The 21791-nt window shown below is 52.9% G+C and carries 19 protein-coding genes and 2 pseudogenes; 9 read left to right on the top strand and 12 right to left on the bottom strand.

Annotated features, from left to right (window positions below; all coding sequences use genetic code 11):
* The first annotated feature begins 70 nt into the window (after nt 1–70).
* The gene (locus tag P2W74_RS00250) at nt 71–973 is read left to right on the top strand and encodes a carboxylate/amino acid/amine transporter (protein WP_276293447.1); all 903 of its coding nucleotides are present in this window, start codon (nt 71–73) and stop codon (nt 971–973) included.
* A 28-nt stretch (nt 974–1001) separates the two neighbouring features.
* Here the strand turns inward: P2W74_RS00250 and nlpA are convergent, their stop codons facing one another.
* Together nlpA and P2W74_RS00240 are read right to left on the bottom strand one after the other, a co-directional pair.
* Entirely contained in the window at nt 1002–1820 is an 819-nt protein-coding gene (gene nlpA, locus P2W74_RS00245; RefSeq protein WP_276293446.1) for a lipoprotein NlpA, read from the bottom strand.
* A gap of 166 nt (nt 1821–1986) precedes the next feature.
* A complete protein-coding gene (locus tag P2W74_RS00240; protein WP_276293445.1) occupies nt 1987–2403 on the bottom strand; it encodes a GNAT family N-acetyltransferase in 417 nt (138 codons plus the stop codon).
* A 128-nt stretch (nt 2404–2531) separates the two neighbouring features.
* Between P2W74_RS00240 and P2W74_RS00235 the strand changes: the two genes are divergently transcribed.
* The 7 genes and pseudogenes from P2W74_RS00235 (at nt 2532) to P2W74_RS00205 (ending at nt 9389) form a co-directional block, all read left to right on the top strand.
* Nucleotides 2532–2825 carry a YicS family protein gene (locus tag P2W74_RS00235; RefSeq protein ID WP_276293444.1) on the top strand — a complete coding sequence of 98 codons (294 nt, stop codon included), beginning with the start codon at nt 2532–2534 and terminating at the stop codon, nt 2823–2825.
* Nucleotides 2826–2953: 128 nt separating this feature from the next.
* Nucleotides 2954–4336, top strand: a complete 1383-nt coding sequence (locus tag P2W74_RS00230; protein ID WP_276293443.1) for a glycoside hydrolase family 1 protein — start codon at nt 2954–2956, stop codon at nt 4334–4336.
* A gap of 12 nt (nt 4337–4348) precedes the next feature.
* A pseudogene (locus P2W74_RS00225) lies at nt 4349–4621 on the top strand (PTS lactose/cellobiose transporter subunit IIA); the annotation flags it as partial.
* Nucleotides 4611–4776 (top strand): annotated as a pseudogene (locus tag P2W74_RS00220) (carbohydrate porin); the annotation flags it as partial. The pseudogenes P2W74_RS00225 and P2W74_RS00220, both read left to right, overlap by 11 nt.
* Nucleotides 4777–5093: 317 nt before the next feature.
* Nucleotides 5094–7133, top strand: coding sequence for a beta-galactosidase (locus tag P2W74_RS00215; protein WP_276293442.1), 2040 nt, complete (start codon nt 5094–5096; stop codon nt 7131–7133).
* Between the two features lie 17 nt (nt 7134–7150).
* The gene (gene araC, locus P2W74_RS00210) at nt 7151–8008 is read left to right on the top strand and encodes an arabinose operon transcriptional regulator AraC (RefSeq protein WP_276293441.1); all 858 of its coding nucleotides are present in this window, start codon (nt 7151–7153) and stop codon (nt 8006–8008) included.
* A 64-nt stretch (nt 8009–8072) separates the two neighbouring features.
* Nucleotides 8073–9389: an MFS transporter gene (locus tag P2W74_RS00205; RefSeq protein ID WP_276293440.1), complete on the top strand. Its 1317-nt coding sequence runs from the start codon at nt 8073–8075 to the stop codon at nt 9387–9389.
* Nucleotides 9390–9442: 53 nt separating this feature from the next.
* On the opposite strand, the gene nepI is transcribed toward P2W74_RS00205, so the two are convergent.
* The 5 genes from nepI to P2W74_RS00180 form a co-directional block, all read right to left on the bottom strand.
* Nucleotides 9443–10639, bottom strand: coding sequence for a purine ribonucleoside efflux pump NepI (nepI, locus tag P2W74_RS00200; RefSeq protein ID WP_276293439.1), 1197 nt, complete (start codon nt 10637–10639; stop codon nt 9443–9445).
* Nucleotides 10640–10759: 120 nt separating this feature from the next.
* Nucleotides 10760–11059 carry a helix-turn-helix domain-containing protein gene (locus P2W74_RS00195; protein ID WP_276293438.1) on the bottom strand — a complete coding sequence of 100 codons (300 nt, stop codon included), beginning with the start codon at nt 11057–11059 and terminating at the stop codon, nt 10760–10762.
* A 9-nt stretch (nt 11060–11068) separates the two neighbouring features.
* On the bottom strand, nt 11069–11410 hold the full coding sequence (locus P2W74_RS00190) for a type II toxin-antitoxin system RelE/ParE family toxin (RefSeq protein WP_276293437.1): 342 nt from the start codon (nt 11408–11410) through the stop codon (nt 11069–11071).
* Between the two features lie 275 nt (nt 11411–11685).
* Entirely contained in the window at nt 11686–12138 is a 453-nt protein-coding gene (locus P2W74_RS00185) for a DUF1198 domain-containing protein (protein WP_276293436.1), read from the bottom strand.
* Nucleotides 12139–12190: 52 nt separating this feature from the next.
* Nucleotides 12191–13525 (bottom strand): NCS2 family permease, encoded by a 1335-nt coding sequence (locus P2W74_RS00180; protein ID WP_276293435.1) that lies wholly within the window; start codon nt 13523–13525, stop codon nt 12191–12193.
* 176 nt (nt 13526–13701) lie between these two features.
* Between P2W74_RS00180 and adeD the strand changes: the two genes are divergently transcribed.
* Nucleotides 13702–15477, top strand: a complete 1776-nt coding sequence (gene adeD / locus P2W74_RS00175) for an adenine deaminase (protein ID WP_276293434.1) — start codon at nt 13702–13704, stop codon at nt 15475–15477.
* Between the two features lie 44 nt (nt 15478–15521).
* On the opposite strand, the gene uhpT is transcribed toward adeD, so the two are convergent.
* From uhpT to P2W74_RS00150, 5 genes are all read right to left on the bottom strand, one after another.
* Complete coding sequence (gene uhpT / locus P2W74_RS00170; RefSeq protein WP_276293433.1) at nt 15522–16913, bottom strand: hexose-6-phosphate:phosphate antiporter; 1392 nt, start codon at nt 16911–16913, stop codon at nt 15522–15524.
* Nucleotides 16914–17056: 143 nt separating this feature from the next.
* Nucleotides 17057–18385, bottom strand: a complete 1329-nt coding sequence (uhpC, locus tag P2W74_RS00165; RefSeq protein WP_276293432.1) for an MFS transporter — start codon at nt 18383–18385, stop codon at nt 17057–17059.
* 9 nt (nt 18386–18394) lie between these two features.
* Complete coding sequence (uhpB, locus tag P2W74_RS00160; RefSeq protein ID WP_276293431.1) at nt 18395–19897, bottom strand: signal transduction histidine-protein kinase/phosphatase UhpB; 1503 nt, start codon at nt 19895–19897, stop codon at nt 18395–18397.
* Complete coding sequence (uhpA, locus tag P2W74_RS00155) at nt 19897–20487, bottom strand: transcriptional regulator UhpA (protein WP_203359529.1); 591 nt, start codon at nt 20485–20487, stop codon at nt 19897–19899. The genes uhpB and uhpA overlap by 1 nt, the downstream gene beginning before the upstream one ends.
* Nucleotides 20488–20766: 279 nt before the next feature.
* Complete coding sequence (locus tag P2W74_RS00150) at nt 20767–21780, bottom strand: aldose 1-epimerase family protein (RefSeq protein WP_276293430.1); 1014 nt, start codon at nt 21778–21780, stop codon at nt 20767–20769.
* Nucleotides 21781–21791: the final 11 nt, after the last annotated feature.

Here is a 21791-nt window from a genome sequence, read left to right as displayed (position 1 = left end):
GACGCCTTGCACATTATCTCTGCTATGATGCCTGCACATAAAAAAGACAAAACAACACGCAGAGGAAATAATGAGTTCCACCAGAAGAGGGATGATGAACGTCCTGATCGCCGCCGTATTGTGGGGCAGTTCAGGGGTGTGCGCGCAGTACATCATGGAGCAAAGCCAGATGTCATCGCAGTTTCTGACGATGACGCGTCTGATATTCGCCGGACTGATTCTCCTCATGCTCTCCTTTGTGCATGGCGATAAGGTGTTTTCCATCCTCAGGAATCGCAAAGACGCCCTGAGTCTGCTGATCTTCTCCATCGCCGGCGCGCTCACCGTACAGCTTACCTTCCTGCTCACTATCGAGAAATCCAACGCCGCCACCGCCACGGTGCTGCAATTTTTGTCACCGACGATTATCGTGGCGTGGTTCGCGCTGGTGCGTAAAGCGCGACCCGGTGTTCTGGTACTGACCGCTATTCTCACCTCGCTGATTGGCACCTTTTTACTGGTGACTCACGGCAACCCAACGTCGCTGTCTATTTCACCTTCTGCGCTGTTCTGGGGGATCGCCTCGGCCTTTGCCGCCGCGTTTTACACGACCTACCCTTCGACGCTGATTGGGCGGTACGGCACGTTACCGATTGTCGGCTGGAGTATGTTAATCGGCGGGGTGATCCTGTTACCGTTTTACGCTGGAGAGGGCACCCACTTCGTGGTGAATGGCAGTCTGATTCTGGCGTTTTTCTATCTGGTGGTGATCGGCACGTCGCTGACGTTCAGCCTGTACCTGAAAGGTGCGCAGATGATTGGCGGGCCGAGGGCCAGTATTCTGAGCTGCGCAGAGCCATTGAGCAGCGCATTGCTCTCACTGCTGTTGCTGGGGATCACGTTCACCCTGCCGGACTGGCTGGGTACGCTGCTGATCCTCTCCTCGGTGGTACTGATTTCAATGGACTCCCGCCGCCGCGCCAGAGGGGTCTGATGTCATCCGGCGCGGCAACGGGTGAGCATCACCAGCCCGGTACCGCGCCGCCGTTAAAGATTTTCTCTGCCGCTTTAGCAACTTCAGGCGACTGATAGGATTGAAGAAATTCTTTCACGTTTTCGGCGTCTTTATTGTCTTCCCGCGCCACCAGAATGTTCACATACGGCGAGTTTTTATCTTCAATGAACACACTGTCATGCACCGGAGACAGCCCGGTCTGCTGAATGTAGGTGGTGCTGATGATCGCCACATCGACTTTTGCATCATCCAGGACACGCGGTAACTGTGCGCCTTCCAGTTCCATAATGTTCAGGTGACGCGGATTGTCGGTGATATCCAGCGCCGTTGGCAGCAGCCCTTTCCCCGCTTTCAACGTGATCAGCTTTTCTTTTTGCAGCAGTAACAGCGCGCGACCGAGGTTGGTGGGGTCATTCGGGATCGCCACCGTTGCCCCCTCTTTCAGTTGATCAACGGTCTTAATTTTTTTCGAGTAGCCCGCCATCGGGAAGACAAACGTATTGCCCACCGCCACCAGCGTGTAGTTGTGCGCCTTATTATCCTGCTCGAGGAACGGGCGATGCTGGAAAACGTTAGCATCCAGTTCGCCGTGGTTAGTGGCGTCGTTCGACAGCAACGAACCGCTAAAGCCGATCAGCTCGACCTCCAGACCGTACTTCTCTTTTGCCACTTTTTTGGCGACTTCTGCCACATCCTGCTCGGCACCGTTAATCACGCCCACCTTAATGTGTTTTGTGTCGCTGCTTTGTTGATCGCAGCCTGCCAGCAGTAATCCCGCCAGCAATACTGCCGTGCCTGTCCAGACATGAGGTATCGTCAATTTCACGTTTTTATCCTTTTTAAATAACCGCCTAATGAGTAATGAAATGACTATAACGGGAGAGGCGCGGCGGATTAAAAATCGAAAAAGCATCAATAAGAAGAAAAAGGCATAACGGGAAAATACCGCATGGCAGAAATCCCGTTTTTCTTCTGGCTCCGCCATCCGGTCATCAAAATGTTTTCGACAAATAGTGGCGGGAAATGCCTTTTTCCGGGAAGTCCGGCAACGTCATTTGCTGTGTATAGCCGTGCTTCTGGTAAAACGGCAGCGCCTGGAAGCTGAAGGTATCTACCAGTGCATGCAGGCAACCCCGCGCCTGCGCAGTTTGCTCCGCCGCCTGCATCAGCTTGCTGCCATAACCCGCTTTACGTAAGGATTCACTCACCCACAAATACTCAATGCTCAGCCAGTCGCCCTTGATTTTCGCAATTAATCCACCCTGCATCTCACCTTGCGAATCCCGCCAGTAGACGGCAAGTTCGCCGAAACTCGTGGTTTTAATATACTGTGCGTTATAGGCTCGCAGCCCCTTAAAGAGCGCATTCTGGTCATCTTCGGTCACCGTATCGGTAATCTGTATCTGCATTTTATCCCTCTGAAAAACTACAACTTATGGTTGAACGCATTATTGAAGGTAGCACAGGCTGATGAGAGAGCACGGAACTGTCTACACTTACTCTAGTGATGATGCGCATAAATAAAAGGATGATGACTATGAAACGAACCATGTTACCGCTCGTGACCGCCCTGCTCGTATTGCCGGGTATTGCGCAGGCCAACTCGGCTTACGGCGGGCTCCAGACGGCGAATGAAAAGACGACGGTACTGAACGACTTACGCAAAATCTGTACGCCGCAGGCCTCACTGTCGGATGAAGCATGGGAAAAAAGTATTATGTCAGGTGAAGAAAATCAGCAGCATATCCGGGAGGCAATTATCGCCATCGAGCGAAATAACCAGAACAACTACTGGGAAGCGTTGGGCAAGGTTGAATGCCCGGATATGTAGCACGCAGCACTGCGCTGTTTATTTCACCCGCGATACCTTGAAAACGGGCGCTGTAACCGGTTTCTTTTTTCTAAATTCACCTATTCTCTTTGGAACAGACATTTGTTGCTGACCAAGGAGAAAAAACAATGCGATACCGTTTTCCTGAAAACTTTTGGTGGGGCAGTGCCTGCTCGGCGCTGCAAACCGAAGGCGACAGCCTGAACGGCGGTAAAAGCCAGACCACATGGGATGTGTGGTTTGCGCGCCAGCCAGGTCGTTTCCATCAAGGAATTGGTCCAGAAAATACCTCTGGATTTTATCAGCACTGGAAACAGGACATCGCACTGCTAAAACAGCTAAAACATAACAGTTTCCGTACCTCGCTGAGCTGGTCGCGTCTCATTCCCGACGGTACCGGCGAGGTCAATCCCGAAGCCGTTGAGTTCTACAGTCATGTGATCGACGAGTTACTGGCGCAAGGCATCACGCCGTTTATTACGCTGTTCCACTTTGATATGCCGATGGTGATGCAGGAGAAAGGCGGGTGGGAAAACCGTGATGTGGTGGCGGCTTTTTGTCGCTATGCACAAATCTGTTTCGATCTGTTCGGCAACCGGGTTAAGCACTGGTTTACCTTCAACGAGCCGATTGTCCCGGTCGAAGGGGGTTATTTATATGACTTCCATTACCCCAACGTGGTGGATTTCAGACGCGCGGCTACCGTGGCGTATCATACAGTGCTGGCACATTCGTTAGCGGTTCGCGCTTATCGTGCCGGAAGCCACGACGGTGAAATTGGCGTGGTGCTCAACTTAACGCCGTCTTACCCGCGCTCGGCGCATCCGGCAGACGTTAAAGCCGCACATCATGCGGATTTGCTGTTTAACCGTAGCTTCCTTGATCCGGTACTAAAAGGGGAATATCCCGCCGACTTGATCGCATTGTTGAAAGAGTATGATCAGCTACCCGCATGTCAGCCTGGCGACAAAGAACTGATTGCCGATGGCAAGATTGACCTGCTGGGGATCAATTACTACCAGCCACGCCGTGTGAAGTGCCGGGATTCTGCCGTCAATCCTGACGCCCCCTTTATGCCGGAAACATTATTTGATTACTACGAAATGCCGGGGCGTAAAATGAATCCCTACCGCGGCTGGGAAATTTATGAACCGGGTATTTACGATATTATTACCAACCTGCGCGATCATTACGGCAACCCGCGTTGCTTTATTTCTGAAAACGGCATGGGGGTCGAGAACGAGCAGCGCTTTATCGAGAATGGCCACATTAACGACCATTACCGCATTGAATTTGTCAGTGAACACTTGAAGTGGCTACACAAAGGGATTAGCGAAGGCTGCAATTGCCTTGGCTACCACATGTGGACCTTTATTGATAACTGGTCATGGTTGAACGGCTATAAAAACCGCTACGGTTTTGTGCAGTTAGATTTAGAGACTCAACAACGCACCATTAAACAGAGCGGCAAATGGTTTGCGAATACCGCCGAACACAACGGATTCGATTAAGAGATATTCACAATGATTGCATTAGAAGAAGCAGTAATGGAAGTTATCGTCAATGCCGGACAGTCCCGCAGCCTGTGCTTCGAAGCATCGCATGCCGCGCGCGCTGGCGACATTAATGAGGCGAAAAGCCTGCTTTGTGAGGCTGATGGCTACGCCCGTCAGGCTCACCACATGCAAACTAAATTGATCTAACAGGATGCCGGGGAAGCCCGGCAACCCATGACATTAATTATGGTACATGCGCAGGATCACTTAATGACGTCGCTGTTAGCGCGCGCAGTCGCCGGATATGGCCATCCCATTCGGCGTAAAATTCAGCGGCTATGCGCGTTACGGCGCGCACTTCCAGAGCGGCGCTCAGAAATTCGTTGCCGTTGACGGTTCCTATAACGGCGCATCCGCCATTGGTCGTCTGGGCAACGAAGGCAACGGCGGCAAGATGGACAACGACCGCACCGCGCACGTGAACGATACGGATGACGAAACGCTGGGCGATTTCAACATCGGCGCGATGTGGGAAGCGTGGTTCTGATCAAAAAATCATCGGGGGTATACAACCCCCGAGATTGTCATGCAAAAAGCAGCACGACTTAGCATAAGTTGGCATCCTGCAATGCCGATCACACTTTGCATCGCTCAACCGATTTGTTCAGGAAAGACAGCGGGATCATTAAGCTTTTTTCGCTATAGCCGGAATATATTAACCCTATTCCAGTCACCAGGATTGGCGAATAACGAAATCACGGAGAAAGCTTAAATGGCAGGTCTTTATTATGGTGTGGCCTATTACGATGAGTACATTCGTGAGGAACGCCTGGAAAAAGATATTGAGATGATGGTTGCCGCTGGCATTAATGTTGTCAGAATTGCGGAGTCCACCTGGAGCACGCTGGAGCCTGAAGAGAATACGTTTAATTTCTACCATATCGATCGCGTGCTCGACGCCATGCACCGCGCGAGTATTTCCGTCATTATCGGCACACCAACCTACGCCATCCCTAGCTGGCTGGCGCGTAAGCATCCGGATGCGCTGGTCACTACGCCAGGCGGGCATGAAAAATATGGCCGTCGGCAGATTATGGATATCATTAACCCTCATTTTCTTCAGCATGCCGAAAATGTCATTCGCGCCTTGCTTAATCATGTTCGCCATCATCCCGCTATTATTGGTTATCAGGTTGATAATGAAACAAAACATTATGACAATACCGGCGAATATATTCAGGCAGCTTTTATCGCATCGCTGAAAAAACAGTTTCCAGATATTCGCCAGATGAACGATGCCTTCGGCCTTGAGTACTGGAGTAATCGCATTGATTGCTGGGAAGATTTTCCCCCTATCAACAGCACTATCAATGCCAGCCTCGGTTGCGCTTTTGCCCGCTTTCGTCGGGAGAAGGTCGCAGACTATCTGGCCTGGCAGGCCGATATCGTGCAGGAATACGCGCGGCCAGAGCAGTTTGTCACGCAAAACTTCGATTTTGAATGGCGCGGTTATTCATTTGGGCTTCAGCCACAGGTCAACCACTTTTCTGCCGCGCAGGCAATGAGCGTTGTCAGCATTGACGTTTATCATCCTGGTCAGGATCATCTTAGCGGGAGGGAAATAGCCTTCAGCGGCGATGTGGCGAGAAACCTGAAAAATGGGCGCAATTATTATGTCATGGAGACGCAGGCCCAGGGCTTTGCCAAATGGACGCCCTGGCCTGGCCAATTGCGCCTGCAGGCATTTAGTCATATCGCCAGCGGTGCCAGCATGGTTGCTTACTGGCACTGGCATTCCATCCACAACTCCTATGAAACCTACTGGAAAGGGCTTATCAGCCATGATTTCGCCCCTGGCCCCACTTACCAGGAGGCGATAACTATCGGTCAGGAGATGGCTCAGTTGTCCGGCGTTCTCGACGAACTGCGCGTGGAAAATGATGTGGCGATCCTGGTCAGCAATGATGCGATGGAAGCCATGAACTGGTTTAAACCCGATACTTCGCAGCCCGGGCTGAACAACCATGGTCATTACGTCTACAACGATATTCTGCGACGGTTCTGGGATGCGCTTTATGACAATAATGTTGCCGTAGATATCATCAACGCCCTCGACCCACAGAATAGTAAATACAAGGTCGTCGTTATCCCGGCGCTCTACTGTGCAACCGATGAACAGCTTGAGTGTATCAATCAGTTTGTTGAAAACGGCGGCAAAGCGCTGATTGGATTTAAATCCGGATTTTGTGATGAGAATGTCAGGGTGCGCGCAGAAACCCAGCCCGCGATACTAAATAAATGCTGCGGTTCCAGCTACAGCCAGTTCGTCATTCCAGAAAACGTGGGACTACTATCCGAAACTCAGGCGCTGATTTGCGCACCTGATGAACGCCCTGAAATGTGGATGGAGCTGCTCACGCCGGATACAGAACAGACCGCCGTTCTGCTGCGCTATGACCACCCGGTCTGGGGAAAATATGCTGCCGCTACGCTGTCGAATTATGGTAAAGGGCAAGCGCTTTATGTCGGATTCCTCCCCTCCAGCAAAGTGATATTTGACCTGTTTAGTACGCTCACCTCTGATATGGCACTGGTCTCCGCCACGCCAGTGTATCAGTGGCCGCTGGTGGTTCGCCGCGCCACCAACAGTCGCGGTGAGGCGGTGCAATTTATTTTCAATTATTGTTCCACGCCTACAACAATCAGTACTGAGGCCGAAGTGACGGAACCGCTGACCGGGAAGCGGTATCATCAGGGAGAACGCGTTGAAATTGATGCCTGGGGCATGCGGTTGTTTGTGAAATTACGGTAATTTTCGCGAGGTAGTGTATGTGTTTTACCTTTGATGCGTATCTGGTGGCTGGATTCACACCGGTTATCCGTAGCGGTCCTCTCGATACCCCGATAGACCGTCCGGACGGAATGGAAGGGTATATTATTAATATTACCGTGAGGGGAAAAGCGTGGATAAAAACCAAAAAAGGCACATTTATTACCTGTGAAAAAAATGATTTACTTATTTTTCCACCCGGCGTACCGCATCATTATGGGCGGGATGAAAACAGCGATTGCTGGGATCACTTTTGGATTTACTTCATTCCCCGCCCTTATTGGCATAATTGGCTAACCTGGCAAGGCAACGAGGGTGAACCCGGCAAACTTACGCTAAAAAATGAACACGACTGTGAATTAATGAAGACGCTGTTCACCGAGGCGATTACGTTCTTTTCTGAAGGCGATGCGCTGTCAGAGGCAATATCGATGAACGTTCTCGAACGTATCATTCTGAATTGCTATCAACTACAGGAAGATAGGGGTAAGAAAACGCGCGACATCAGAATAGAAGAGGTGTGCCTCTATCTGAACCGGCATATCACGGAGGATTTGAGCATCTCCGACCTGGCCGCACAGGTCTGTTTGTCACCGTCTCGTCTGTCTCATCTGTTCCGCAAAGAAACCGGGCAGACCATTAATGAATGGAAAGAAGAACAGCGGATATATCGCGCCAAAAATATGCTGCAAAATACCGTACTGTCTATATCTGACATTGCACAATTAAGCGGATATAACGATGCCTTTTACTTCTCAAAAATTTTTCGTCGCCACTGCGGGGTCTCCCCTCGCCGATACAGAAATAATTATACAAATCTCATTCCGGATAAAAGCAGTCGTTCCAGTAGCACTTAAATTTTAAAAAGTCGCCTCAAGAATTTTAATAAACATTACCTTTAAAGATATAAGGTTTACTCTAATGAACACGAATAGCACCGTCAAAACCATTAATTTGGGTGGGTGGTCTGCGTCAGTTAGTAATGAAACACAGCCGAACCCCCCAATACTTTTAGGTCTCGCCGTCGGAATCGGCGCACTGCTGTGGCTGGCCCCGTTCATGGGACTCAATTCCGTTCTGAATCCGGCTAAGCTCAGTAAAATTATCGGAGGGGGGTCAGAGGTTAATCACTTTCTTGCTCTGCTGGGCACACTCGGTGCGGTCACTTCAACGATTACCACTATTGTTATCGGCGCGCTGTCTGACCTTACGCGCTCCCGCTGGGGCCGCCGGACGCCGTGGATTTTATCCGGTTCGCTCCTGACCGCATTAGTGATGGTGGGTCTGGGAATGATTGAGACCAAAGAGCAGCTTTGGATTTTTATCGTTCTCTGGTGTTTATTACAGACCTTTATTAACTTTGTCGTCGCGCCGCTGATTGCCATCATCGCCGATCGCATTGCGCCAAAACACCGGGGATTAATCTCCTCCATTTATGCGGCGGGTTTTATCATCGGTCAGTACGGTGGTCCGGTGGTTGGCGGATTCTTTCTTAGCGATAGCAACCCGGTGCTGGTCAATACCGGTTATTACGTCCTTGCGGTGGCTATGCTGCTTTCCGGCCCGGTTGCGGCGATCATTATCAAAGAGCAATCCAGCCTCGGTATGCCACGACAAAAAATCGATCGCAGCAACTTCGTTCAGTACTTTATTTTTCCGGTTCGTAATGCGCGTGACTTTTACCTGGCGCTGTTTGGCAAGATGCTGATTGCCATCACCATTACCGCGTTTAGCGTTTATCAGCTCTTTTTTCTGACCAGCGGAATGGGGCTCAATAGCGCTGATGCCGGGAAGTATATCTCCCTGGCCGGGGTAGCCACGATGATAACTGCATTAGTCTTTGCCCCTATTTCCGGCCCGATTTCCGACAAACTGCGCACCCGCAAAAAACCGGTGTTTCTCGCCGCAGTATTGATTGCCGCCGGTACAGTGATCCCGTTTATTTACGAGCATCCCGCCGCGATGATCTGGTACGGAATCGTCGCAGGCATTGGGTCAGGAATTTTCTTCTCTGTCGATCAAGCATTGAATCTGGAGGTATTGCCTAATCCCGATAACTCGGCAAAAGACCTCGGTATCCTGAACTTCGCGAATACCGGCGCGCAAATTTTGGGGCCGGTATTAGGCGCGATTCTGTTCAGCGTGGTGGGGAACCAGTATCTGCCTATCCTGCCTGTTCTGGCCGTTGTCGCGCTGGCAGGAGGGGGACTGATTATGCTGATTAAACACGTAGATTAACGTCCAACAACCCCTCTGGGCAGATATCGCACCAGAGGGCTCACGGGATATTTTTAATGAGAATGCGCACTTATGCGCACTTTCGAGGCGACCAAAAGCGCCGTCAGCAGCATCAAAATACCGGATAGCACCAACGGTGACAGTAAACCCAGGTTATCGAGTGCGTAGCCCCCTGCCGCTGCGCCACACGTATTCGCTAGCTGGATCACCGCGACCTGAATAGATCCGGCTTTTTCCGCCTGATCGGCAAGCGTACGCGTGATCCACGTTGACCACCCTACCGGTACCAGCGCAAACGCCAGTCCCCAGATGATGGCGATCCCTGCGGCGACCCCTTTGTCGCTTCCCCATAATGTCAGCACCAACGCGCTCACTGCCAGCACCAGCGGCGCACCGGCCAGCGCCAGTTTGACCGAGCGTTTGAGGATAACGGAAGAGATCGACGTGCCGACAAAGCTGGCAATACCAAAACTCAACAGCACCAGCGTCAGACCATCAACGTCAAAGCCCGCCAGATTCATATACAGCGGGCGAATGTAGGTAAAGAACGCGAACTGGCCAGCAAACGACATGAAGATGGCAATCATTCCAACCATCACCCCTGGACGTTGCAGCAGGCTAAGCATGTTTTGCTTTTGGTGAGACGGTTCGCCAGGCAGAGAAGGCAACGCTTTCAGCAACCAGAGAATACACAGCCCCCCCATCACCGCCGCCGCGTTAAAGACGTTGCGCCAGCCGATAACGCCGCCTAAAAAACTGCCCAATGGCGCAGCAATCACCAGCGCAATGGAGACCGCGCCGAAAATCACCGACAGCGCTTTCGGTACCGTACGTGCCGGAACCAGTCGCATAGTGAGCGACGCAGACATCGCCCAGAACCCGCCAAGCGCCAGTCCGAGGCAAGCTCGCCCCATGAGCAGTAATGTAAAGGAATTGGCAAACGAGACCAGCAGGCACGAAAGCGTCAGCAGGACGGCAAACAAGATCACCACGTAGCGACGGTCGGTCGCCTGGATAATTTGGGTAACAAACAGGCTGGCAAACATAGCGACAAAGGCGGTTACGGTCACCGACTGACCGGCAACCCCCTCAGAGATCCCCAGATCCTGCGCCATCGGCGTCAGCAGACTAACGGGCAGAAATTCCACGGTGATCAGACAGGCGACGCAGAACGCCACAGCAAATACCGCAGACCAGTTAGCTCGGGCCATTTCTCCAGCGCGGGATTTTTCAGCTATACATTCACTCATTTTGTTACCTGCGTCGATTTTTTGTAGAAAAGTTACGCAGTGTAACATTTTAAATGTGACCCAATTAACGTTTTAGCAACTAAAACGCCTTACACCGAAATTATAAGTCATCCCGGCTCATTAAATATGGAACGCAACTCTCTTACCGGTGGGCAACTTAACATCAATACTTAACTCGCCACCCAGCGCTGCTACGTAACGTTTCAACGTAGAGAGACGAGGATCATTTTCAGCCTGTTCCATTTTTGCAATGGTTGGCTGCTTAACGCCCATTGCCGCGGCCAGTTCTGCCTGGGACATGTTAAGTTCTTCCCTTAACATATTTAACGCAATAGCCTGGTGCATCTCCTCGACTTTTTCAGCAATACGCGCCTGACTTTCCGGGGTTTGTTTAGCCATCAACTCTTTGAGGGTAGCCATAATTTTTCCTTACTTATTAAGATGTTTTCTGTACTCAGCATCTGCAAACTTAATCATATCCTTATAGAATTTCTTCTCGTTTAACCCCGTTTTATCTCCAGCGCACAACACGATGCCATGACGAGAAGGATCAAACGCGAAGAACGCCCGAATTGGGCTACCTTGATGCTGAACGCGTAACTCTTTCATATTCGAAAAAGCAGAGTCGTTCACCGTATCCGCAAACGGTCTTCCCAATTGGGGGCCATATTCGGACAAAATCATCATAGCAGCGAGCATGTCTTCCTTGAGTGCTTCAGTCTGTTCGTCAAACCACCTGTCGAAAGCGTCCGTTGTTTCAACATCCCACATTAGCGATCCCTCATAGCCAATAAGCTATAGGTAAATTATAGCCTATTAGCTATTAAATCAATCTATCTCATCACACTATTTACACGCTTGCAGCCGATGCTCCACTCCTGATGTCCGTTAATCATCGGATTCGGTACCGTGCGGACCAGGTCATTGCGTTTTGGTGAATCGCTTGGTGCATGATGAACCTCGTCGTAAGCGTAACGAGGAGCATCATGCGCGGGGGGTATAAAAATAATGACGATTTAGGATAATCATCATCACGAATATTGATATCAGTGCAGCCAGTGAACGCCGTCTTCAGGCTGAAAATACGCGTTGTAGCGCATCTGAAAGGCGTTAATCTCCTGCGTATCGGGCTCCATTTCGCGCAGAAAACCCAGCGCAAGGCGCACCTGCGCATCGGTAATCGGTGCCGCCAGCCGGGCTTTTTGCAGTAAACGGTGCCACTGCTGCAGGCTCTGATCGCTGCCGTCTACAATCACGTTCTGCCAGATCAGCAGCACCTGTGCGGCATTTTGTAAATGCGATTCATCGGGGCGATGCAGATACTGTAAAAACGCCTCGCCTTGCGTTTTGCCCATTTGATCGATCATCGATTCCACCGGCACCACATCAATACCAAGACGCTCGCTCAGACGGCGAATCGCCCGTCGGGACCCGGACGTGAGTACCCGAAAACCGATAACAAACACCACCGCCAGTGTGGCCAGCATTATCCAGACCATGAGTTCTCCTGCTTTATCAGCACTCATGATATCTGGAAACCGTCTGTGAATACTAATCCACCAGAATGATTTTCAACGCAAAAAGCACCGCCACGGCAATGACACAGAGGTTTAGCTCACGCCAGCGCCCGGTAAACACTTTCATAATGCAGTACGACATGAAACCCAGCGCAATCCCCTCGGTGATGGAAAAGGTAAACGGCATCATCACCGTCGTGATAAACGCGGGAACCGATTCGGTAAAGTCGTCCCAGTTAACGCGAGACAGGCTCGAGGTCATCAGTACGCCAACAAAAATAAGCGCCCCTGCCGTCGCATAGGCGGGAACCATCCCTACCAGCGGTGAAAAGAACATCACCAACAGGAATAATATCCCCACCACCACCGCCGTCAGGCCCGTACGTCCACCCACCGCCACGCCAGAGGTACTTTCTATATAGGCGGTAACGGAAGAGGTGCCGATAAACGCCCCAGCGACCGAACTCAGGCTGTCGACGTACAGCGCCTTATTCATGTTAGGAAATTTACCGTCTTGATCAATTAAGCCTGCTTTATCCGTTACACCAATTAACGTCCCTGATGAATCAAATAAATTGATTAGCATGAAGGAAAAAATGATACCGGCCAAATTAAGCGATAATGCACCGCTCAAATCTACCTCGCCCATCACATCGCTGATATTGGGCGGAACAGAATATACGCCGTTAAAGTGGACATCACCGAAAAATAATCCACAACAGGATGTCACCACGATTGAAACCAGCACGGCGGCATGAAAATGTCGGGATGACAGGATGGTAATAATAAAAAACCCTAAAATACCCAGTAATACTGTATGTGAGCTTAAGTTACCGATCGCCACCAGCGTGTCTTTATTCGCAACAATGACGCCTGCGTTTTTTAACCCCATCATCGCGATAAATAATCCAATACCGCTGGTGATACCAATACGTAAACTGACAGGAATGTTAGAAATCATCCAGTAACGAATGCGAAAGAGCGTGAGCAAAAACAGTCCCACGGCCCCCCAAAATATTGCGCCCATACCGGTTTGCCAACTCACGCCCATCGCCCCAACGACCACAAACGCGAAAAACGCATTCAGCCCCATTGCGGGCGCCAGCGCGACGGGCAGATTGGCAATCACCCCCATCGCAATACTGCCGATACCGGCAATCAGACAGGTCGTCACAAACACCACTTTGGGGTCCATCTGTGCGGCCCCCAATATTTGAGGGTTAACGAAAACAATGTACACCATCGTTAAAAATGTCGTCATACCGGCGATCATTTCAGTACGTACGGTTGTACCGTGCTGGTGAATTTTAAAGAATCGCGAAAGGCCACCTGAATCCTCTCTTATGTCATCACTGATCCCATTATTCATTTTTTTCATCCATTAACGAGAATATTAACCTGTCTCTTTTTTAAACATCTTCCATACTTAATTCAGTGATAATTATCACATTGCAATTGTGCGTAAGCCGATAAACTTTAAATAATCATTTGGTGTTTCTTAATGATAAATAACAATCAAATTGATAAAATCAAAATGAGAAAAATATGAATACTTTTATTAGCTATAAGTTTCATTACATTAGCCGCCAGGAACAGCAGGAATTGTTGGCGGTTTCTCGTGGCGAAGCCGTCGCCGATTATATTATTGATAATGTCCTGCTTCTCGACCTCATCAACGGCGGAGAAATGGCAGGGCCGATTGTTATTAAAGGACAGCATATCGCGGGCATCGGCCCGGAATATATCGATGCCCCGGCATTGCATCGTGTGGATGCCCACGGCGCAACGGCGGTGCCTGGTTTTATCGATTCACACCTGCATATTGAATCCAGCATGATGACGCCCGTGACCTTTGAATCGGCGACGCTGCCGCGCGGACTCACCACGGTCATCTGCGATCCGCACGAAATCGTCAATGTAATGGGTGAAACCGGATTTTCCTGGTTTGTCCGCTGCGCGGAACAGGCAAAGCAAAATCAGTACCTTCAGGTCAGTTCCTGCGTTCCGGCACTGGCGGGATGTGATGTGAACGGCGCCTCTTTCACCCTCGAGCAAATGCTCGCCTGGCGCGATCACCCTCTGGTGACCGGGCTGGCGGAAGTGATGGACTATCCTGGCGTCATTGCCGGACAGAATGCGCTTCTCGATAAACTGGATGCCTTTCGCCACCTGACGCTGGATGGTCACTGCCCGGGACTTAGCGGTAAAGCGCTTAACGCCTACATTGCCGCAGGAATCGAGAATTGCCACGAGAGCTATCGTCTGGAGGAGGGCCGCCGCAAACTGCAGCTGGGGATGGCGTTGCTGATTCGTGAAGGTTCCGCCGCCCGCAACCTCAACGCGCTGGCGCCGCTGATCAATGAGATGAACAGCCCGCAGTGCATGCTTTGTACTGACGATCGCAACCCGTGGGAAATTGCTCACGAAGGACATATTGACGCACTTATTCGGCAACTGATTTTACAACATAACGTACCGCTTCACGTTGCTTACCGCGTTGCCAGTTGGTCAGCCGCGCGGCATTTTGGCCTGCACCATCTTGGCCTACTGGCTCCCGGTAAACAGGCGGATATCGTTCTGCTCAGCGATGCCCGTCACGTGACGGTACAGCAGGTGTTTGTCAAAGGAGAGCCCATCAACGCCGATGCCCTGAAAGCAGAAGAACCCGCAAGACTGGCGCGAACCACGCCACCGTATGGCAACACCATTGCGCGGCAACCGGTATCCGCCGCTGACTTCCCGTTGCATTTCACGCCCGGAAAACGCTATCGGGTCATTGATGTTATCCCTAACGAATTAATTACTCAGGCCAGCACCAGTCTGTGTACCCCGGATGGCTTCGATCGCGATGATATCTGCTATATCGCCGTCCTTGAGCGCTATGGTCGCCAGCTCCCCGCTGCCTGCGGTTTACTGGGCGGATTTGGTCTGCGTGAAGGGGCTCTGGCGGCAACCGTCAGCCATGACAGCCATAATATTGTGGTGATTGGTCGCAGCGCCGAAGAGATGGCCCTCGCGGTGAATCAGGCGATCGCCGATGGCGGCGGGTTATGTGTAGTTCGTCGCGGGCACGTACAGAGCCATTTAGCGCTACCGATTGCCGGTCTGATGAGCACCGACACCGCGGAATCGCTGGCGGAGCAGATTGATGCGCTCAAGGCGGCGGGTCGCGAGTGCGGTTCACTGCCCGACGAACCGTTTATCCAGATGGCGTTTCTCTCTTTGCCGGTCATCCCCGCATTAAAACTCACCAGCCAGGGGCTTTTTGACGGCGAAAAATTTGCATTTACATCCCTGGAGACTGACTCACTTCAGGCATAAAAAAGCCCGGCATTAAGCCGGGCAAAGCGTTACCAAATACACACTTAAGCTACTTTCAATTCTCGGATTTTCTTCTCACGGCGGATTTTACGTTCTTCAAATACGGCCACGATGGCCATCAGGCAGATACAGCCGATGGCGGCCGTATCCAGCGCAGCGAAGGTGCCCGCCCAGCCAGTCAGGCCGAAGACCGGCGTGCCATCAGCAATCATCCCCAGTCCCAGTTTGGCGAAGCTGTCGCCAATCAGATACGCAAAGGTGCCTTTAATACCATCGGCGGCGCCGATCGCTTTTTTCGGTACAAAACCGACCGCCGCGACGCCGATTAACAACTGTGGACCAAACACCAGGAAACCAAGGGCAAACAGGGAAGCCAGATAAACGTATTGGTTGCTGGCATGCTGGTAGACGCCCAGCGTGCCAATGATCAGCGCCAGCGCAACGCAGGCCACCAGCGCACGACGCCCGTTCGCCAGATCAGACAGCCAACCCCACAGCAGCGTACCCACCAGCGCGCCCACTTCAAACAGGGTAAAGCCCTGAATCGCCACCTCTTTGGAGAGTTTCAGCTCCTGGAAGGCATACACGGTGGACCACTGATCGATACCGATGCGCACCACGTACAGGAAGATGTTGGAGAAGCACAGCAGCCAGATCACTTTGTTTTTCAGCACATATTCAACAAAGATCTGCCATTTGGTCATCTCATTTTCTTCAGTCTCTTTGTCCTCTTCGCTGATCTCTTCACCGAACAGCTCTTCCGCTTTACCGAGGCCGTAAGATTCCGGGGAGTCGCTGCCATAGCGCAGGCCGATAAAGCCCACAATCAGCGCAATAATCGACGGGAAGATAAACATGCCGATCACATGACCGTCGAACAGGACGTTCGCACCGAACAGCGCCACGCCCGCCGCGCCCGCGCCGCCAAGGTTGTGGGAAATGTTCCACATGCCAAGATAAGAGCCACGCTTACGGCGCGGCGTCCATTTGGTGATGGTGGAATAGCTGCACGAACCGCCGGTACTCTGGAAGAAACCGCTCAGGGCATAAAACGCGATCATCAGGAACAGGCTGGTAGAGCCGGTACCCATGCTGGCGCTGAAGCCGAGCATGCAGATAGCGGAGAGGATCAGCATAAACGGCAGGAATTGCTTGGTGTTTTTGCCGTCGGCGTAATAGGAGACCAGCGTTTTACCCACCCCGTAGGTGATCGAAAAACCCAGCCCAATCATCCCCAGTTGCGTCATGCTCAACCCGTAGGTGGAGATCATGTCGTTCTGCGCAATGTTGAAGTTTTTGCGGATCAGATACATGGTCAGGTAGCCAATGAAGACCACCAGGTAGGACTGCATGAACGGTTTGAACCACATTTTGCGCCGCACATCGAGCGGTAGATCGAGGGTCGGTTTACGCACCTGGTTTAGGAAGGCCAGCATGGGATGGATATCTCCTGATTTTTATACCTGCTTTATGGCAGTCATTGTAAAAATCAGCAGCCAACCCGGCCTGAGACAGCGTCCAGGCGGAACCGGGAAAATTTCCTAGTTTTGCCCGACTCGGCATAAAAAGGTGAGGTGCGTCACGCTTCATTGACCTCGTGCGGCGCCTGAGCATTCAGAAAAGGCAACAACAGAAGCGCGGATATCCCGGCGGCAATGGCGATCACCACAAAAAACCCGGTCCAGTGCCAGGTTTCCATCACCTGCGCCAGCGGCCAGCCGGAGAGCGATGCGCCAAGATAGGCAAACAATCCGACAAATCCGGTGGCCGCCCCCGCCGCCTCTTTGTGCGAACACTCGGCCGCCGCCATACCGATCAGCATCTGCGGCCCAAAGACGAAGAAGCCGGTGGTGAAGAAGCAGGCGGCCTGCATCACGTAACTGGCAAACGGCATTAGCCACAGTGAGCCAACGGAAAGCAAAATGCCCGCAGCGAAGATCAGGTTCATGGGCCCACGGTTGCCATTGAACAGTTTATCCGAGCCCCAGCCCGCCACCAGCGCGCCAATAAACCCACCCAGCTCGAACATGGTCACGGCCGTGTTGGCGGTCACCAGGTCAACCCCCAGCGTCTCCGACATGTACAGGTTGCCCCAGTCGTTGATCGCAGCGCGCACGACGTACACCAGCACATAACAGAGCGAAAGGAGCCAGATGTAAGGGTTCAGCAAGACATATTTGGTGAGGATCTCTTTACGGGTCAGCCCCGCCCCCTCCTGCTGCTGGGCGATTTCCAGCGCGTCGTGCCGCCAGTCACCTACGGGCGGTAAACCGATGGCCTGCGGTCTGTCGCGCAGTCGCCAGCAGAGAAAAATGCCCACCGCAATCGCCAGTAACCCGGCAATCATCATCCCGGCGCGCCAGCCATAATGCAGGGCGGCAGCGGCCATCACGATAGGAATGAGCGCGCCGCCGACGTTGTGCGCCGTGTTCCACAGCGCCCACCAGCCACCGCGTTCAGTGCGCGAGTACCACGCCGTCAGCAAACGGGCGCACACCGGCGAGCCCCAGCCCTGGAAGAAGGCATTCAGCGCCCACAGCAGGGCAAACGCCCACAGCGAGGTGGAGAAACCGAACAAAATGTTCACCACCCCGGTGGCGATAAGCCCCATCCCCATAAAATAGCGGGCGTTGGAGCGGTCGCTGACGATACCGGAGACAAATTTCGACAGCCCGTAAGTGATGTAAAACAGCGTGGCCAGCAGACCAATGTCGCTGCGGGTCAATACGCCGCTGGCGAGGATTTCCGGCACCGCGGCGTTAAAACTTTTACGGGTGAAGTAGAACAACGCGTAACCGAGCCAGATGGTGGTCAGAATATGTCGCCGCCAGTAGCGGTAACGGGCGTCGATTTCGCATTTATCGTTAAGTAACGGCGCATTCACCGGGGCTTTCAGAAACGTCAGCATTCCCTCTCCTTACACATAGCGCACGGGCAATGAGACGCTCACGCGCGTGCCGTGGGTGCAGGAAATCGCCAGCATTCCCCCCAACGCCGTCACACGCTCACGCATTCCGGTCAGACCAAAACCCAGCTGACCAGAGCCTGGCGGCAGCCCACAACCGTCGTCCTCAATCACCAGCATCAGGCGGTCGTCCTGCTGCCAGCCCTGGAGCGTCACCGCACTGGCACTGGCATGCTTCACAATGTTGTTTAGCCCCTCCTGACACACCCGAAACAGGGTCACCCGCAGACCTTCACTGAGCATTGATTCGTCTATTTTCCAGTCGAGATGACTGACGATACCGCGGCTTTCCAGCTCCATTTCACGCATCAGCGAACGAATGGCCTGCTCCAGCGTCAGATCGTCCAGTTGGCGGGGGCGCAAGCGCCCTAACAGGCGGCGCACCGCGTCATACACGCCCAACGATAACTGTTCGATATGCGCTCCGCTCTGCTTCACGCCCGCATTTTCCGGAGCCAGTCGTTGCACGATACCGGCCTGGGTGCGGATCGCGGTGATGGTCTGACCGATATCGTCGTGCAGCTCACGCGCCACGTCTCGGCGTACGCTCTCTTCGGTTTCCAGCAGGCGTTCCGCCAGGCGGTGATTACGCGCCAGCTCGTTTTGCAGCGACTGGTTAAGCTCGCGCAGGCGTTGGATCCCGGTACCAAGTAGCAGCCCGGTCAGGCTCTGCGCCAGCAATGAGAGCAATAAATCCACCGGGTGATCGTGCCAGGTCTGGCTGGCAATCAGCGCGATGGCGTTCATCAGGGTCGCGATCAGCGCCCCCTGCCAGCCATAGTGCCAGGCCAGCGCGATAATCGGCAGCGCCAGACAAAACGGCGTAAAACGGGAAAGTTCGTCCGGCAGCCCAAGCTGCAGCCACAGACTGACGGTGAACAACAGCAGATACCAGACCAGATGGCGACCGCGCCAGTTTACCGGCTGCGAAACCAGTGCCGGACCGAGCGGCAGCCAGGTGGTGCTGGTGAGGTAATGCCAGAACACCAGGCAAATGGGGGCCAACGTCAGTCCGCCGGTGAGCGTCAACAACAGCGCGGTAAAGGCCGCTTCGCCTTGCCCCATCCACGGTAAAGACTGTAACAATGCCGCAGCCGTAAGTGCCGCGCTTTGCAAAAGCAACGTGCGCCAGTCGCGTTGATGGCGATAGCGGGAGATTAACGCCACCGGAAGCAGCGTCAGCACGCTTCCGATCATCAAAAGGGGAAGATGAGCAAGCGCCACTTCCTGCGCCAGCCAGTAGGCAAGTAGCCATTCTGCGCCCAGCAATACCGGCCAGTAGCCGCGCGGACATTGCAGCATTAACCCCAGACGCAGACCAAATGGAAACAACAGCACCGCCATTTCCGGGCGCTCAACCAGATGCAGGCTGATGCTCCACAGGCAAAACCACGCGGCGGAGAAGATAAAAAAACAGGCGATAACGGTAATTAACCGGGAGAAAAAGGTGCTCATCACCAGCCATCAAACATACGGCGAGCCAGTTCAACGTCATTGCTGACGCCCAGTTTTTCCATCAGATTGGCGCGATGCACGTGTACTGTTTTCGGCGACAGCCCCAGTTCAGCGGCAATCTCTTTGACCGCCATACCCTGCGCCAGTTTTTCCGCCACCTGACGTTCGCGTTTGGTCAGCGGATCCTGACGCCCTGCCGCCAGCTTTACCGCGATATCCGGCGTCAAATAACAACCGCCTGTCGCCACCGTATGGACCGCAGAAATCAGTTCATCAGGGCTACAGCGTTTGGAGAGGAAACCACGGGCACCTGCGTTCAACGCCTGCTCCACCAGCGCCGGGCTGTCGTGAACAGAGAGCATGATGGTCGCCATCCCTTTTGGCAGTTGGCTTAACAACTCCAGCCCGGAGATATCCGGCATGGAAATGTCGCAAATACAGACCTGCACGCCGCGCCCCGGCAGTCCCGCCAGCGCCTCTCGTCCCGATCCGAACTCGGCGACAACCTGCAAATCAGGCTCCAGCCCCAGCAACTGTGCAAAGCCGGAGCGAACGATCAGGTGATCGTCAATAAGGGCAACGGTGATCATGGTTCTGTCCTGGCAAGTATAAAAAAACGCGCTTACCTTAACGACATACACTTCATCCTTCAAGCTGCCTCTGCGTTGGCTACATCTGCTCACCCCAGTCACTTACTTGAGTAAGCTCCTGGGGATTAATGTGGGACATCCATGTCCCACACCGAAGGCAGCCTCCGGCTGTTCAAATTCGTTCCTACGAATTTGTCTCAGACTTGCCGCCTTGATGCAGCTTGAATGATTTTGTGTACCCGCGCGTTGCTGTTCAAGCCTTGAGCGATACCCAATGTTTCAGGCGATGCCGGTCGTCACCGTAAAGCTACGGGTTTGTTGTGGCGGGAGGTAAAGTAACGTGCCATTTTGCTGCGCCGCCAGGAAGCCCTCTGGTCGACACGTGGCAGGCAGAGCAAACGCCGCGACCTGCTGATCGCCGTTATAGAGGATCCAGCGGGTAACGTAATTAAGCTCCGAACTGGCAAAACGGGTGACGAATGTGGTGCCATCTGGTGCAATCATGCTGAATTCTGGGTGATCCGTATACGTATCAAGCTTGTCTGCGAAGAAGACAATTTCCGGATCGTAAAAGGCGGGTTCATTGAGCGTCGCCAGCGAGGCTTCCCCCTGTAGAATACGCTGATTGAATGCCAGCCACGGCTCAGTAGGCTTCACATGCGCGGGAATCGACTCACGCAGCTTCAGCGCCTCATCCGGGATGTTTTGGCTGAAAGTGGCTTCTGGCACATAGGCATAGTTCATGTGGCACATGTACTGCAGCGGCATTGCCACCGAGGCCAGGTTGGTAACCGTCATCTGAATATCAAACAGCGCGCTGGCCTTACGCATTTTCACCGCAGGCTGAGCCTGATAATGGTGACCGAATCCCATCACATATTCGTAGCGTCCCGTCACACACAGGCTGTCACCGTCCAGTTCCAGCCACACGTCATCCATGGCAGCACAGGACATCTCGCCATGCAGCGGGTGGGTATCTTCCGCCGACGGACAGCCATTCGCCAGCAGCCCGGAGTGGAAAGCAAAGCAACCGTAGGTGGCCACCACTTCTGTGGCGGGTTTCGGCTGGCTGAACATGTTACGCATGGTCAGGTCATGACCGTCAAATTGTGCATCCCAAATCATCTGCCCCATCCAGGGAAGAATAACCAGATGGCCACGGCTATTTTGTACCCGCAGCCCTTCCACCCCGCTAGGGTAGCGAAACGCCGTTACCGTGAAATCACCATTTTCCAGCAGGACGCGTGGGTGTTCGCCAAAGAGTTCCCGCCACAAAGTCATACGTGTTGTCATCGTTTTTCTCC

The organism is Citrobacter enshiensis, from assembly GCF_029338175.1.
Lineage (GTDB): Bacteria > Pseudomonadota > Gammaproteobacteria > Enterobacterales > Enterobacteriaceae > Citrobacter_D > Citrobacter_D enshiensis.
The sequence above is the reverse complement of the archived record's forward strand: the minus strand, read 5'-3'. Positions and strand labels throughout refer to the sequence as shown.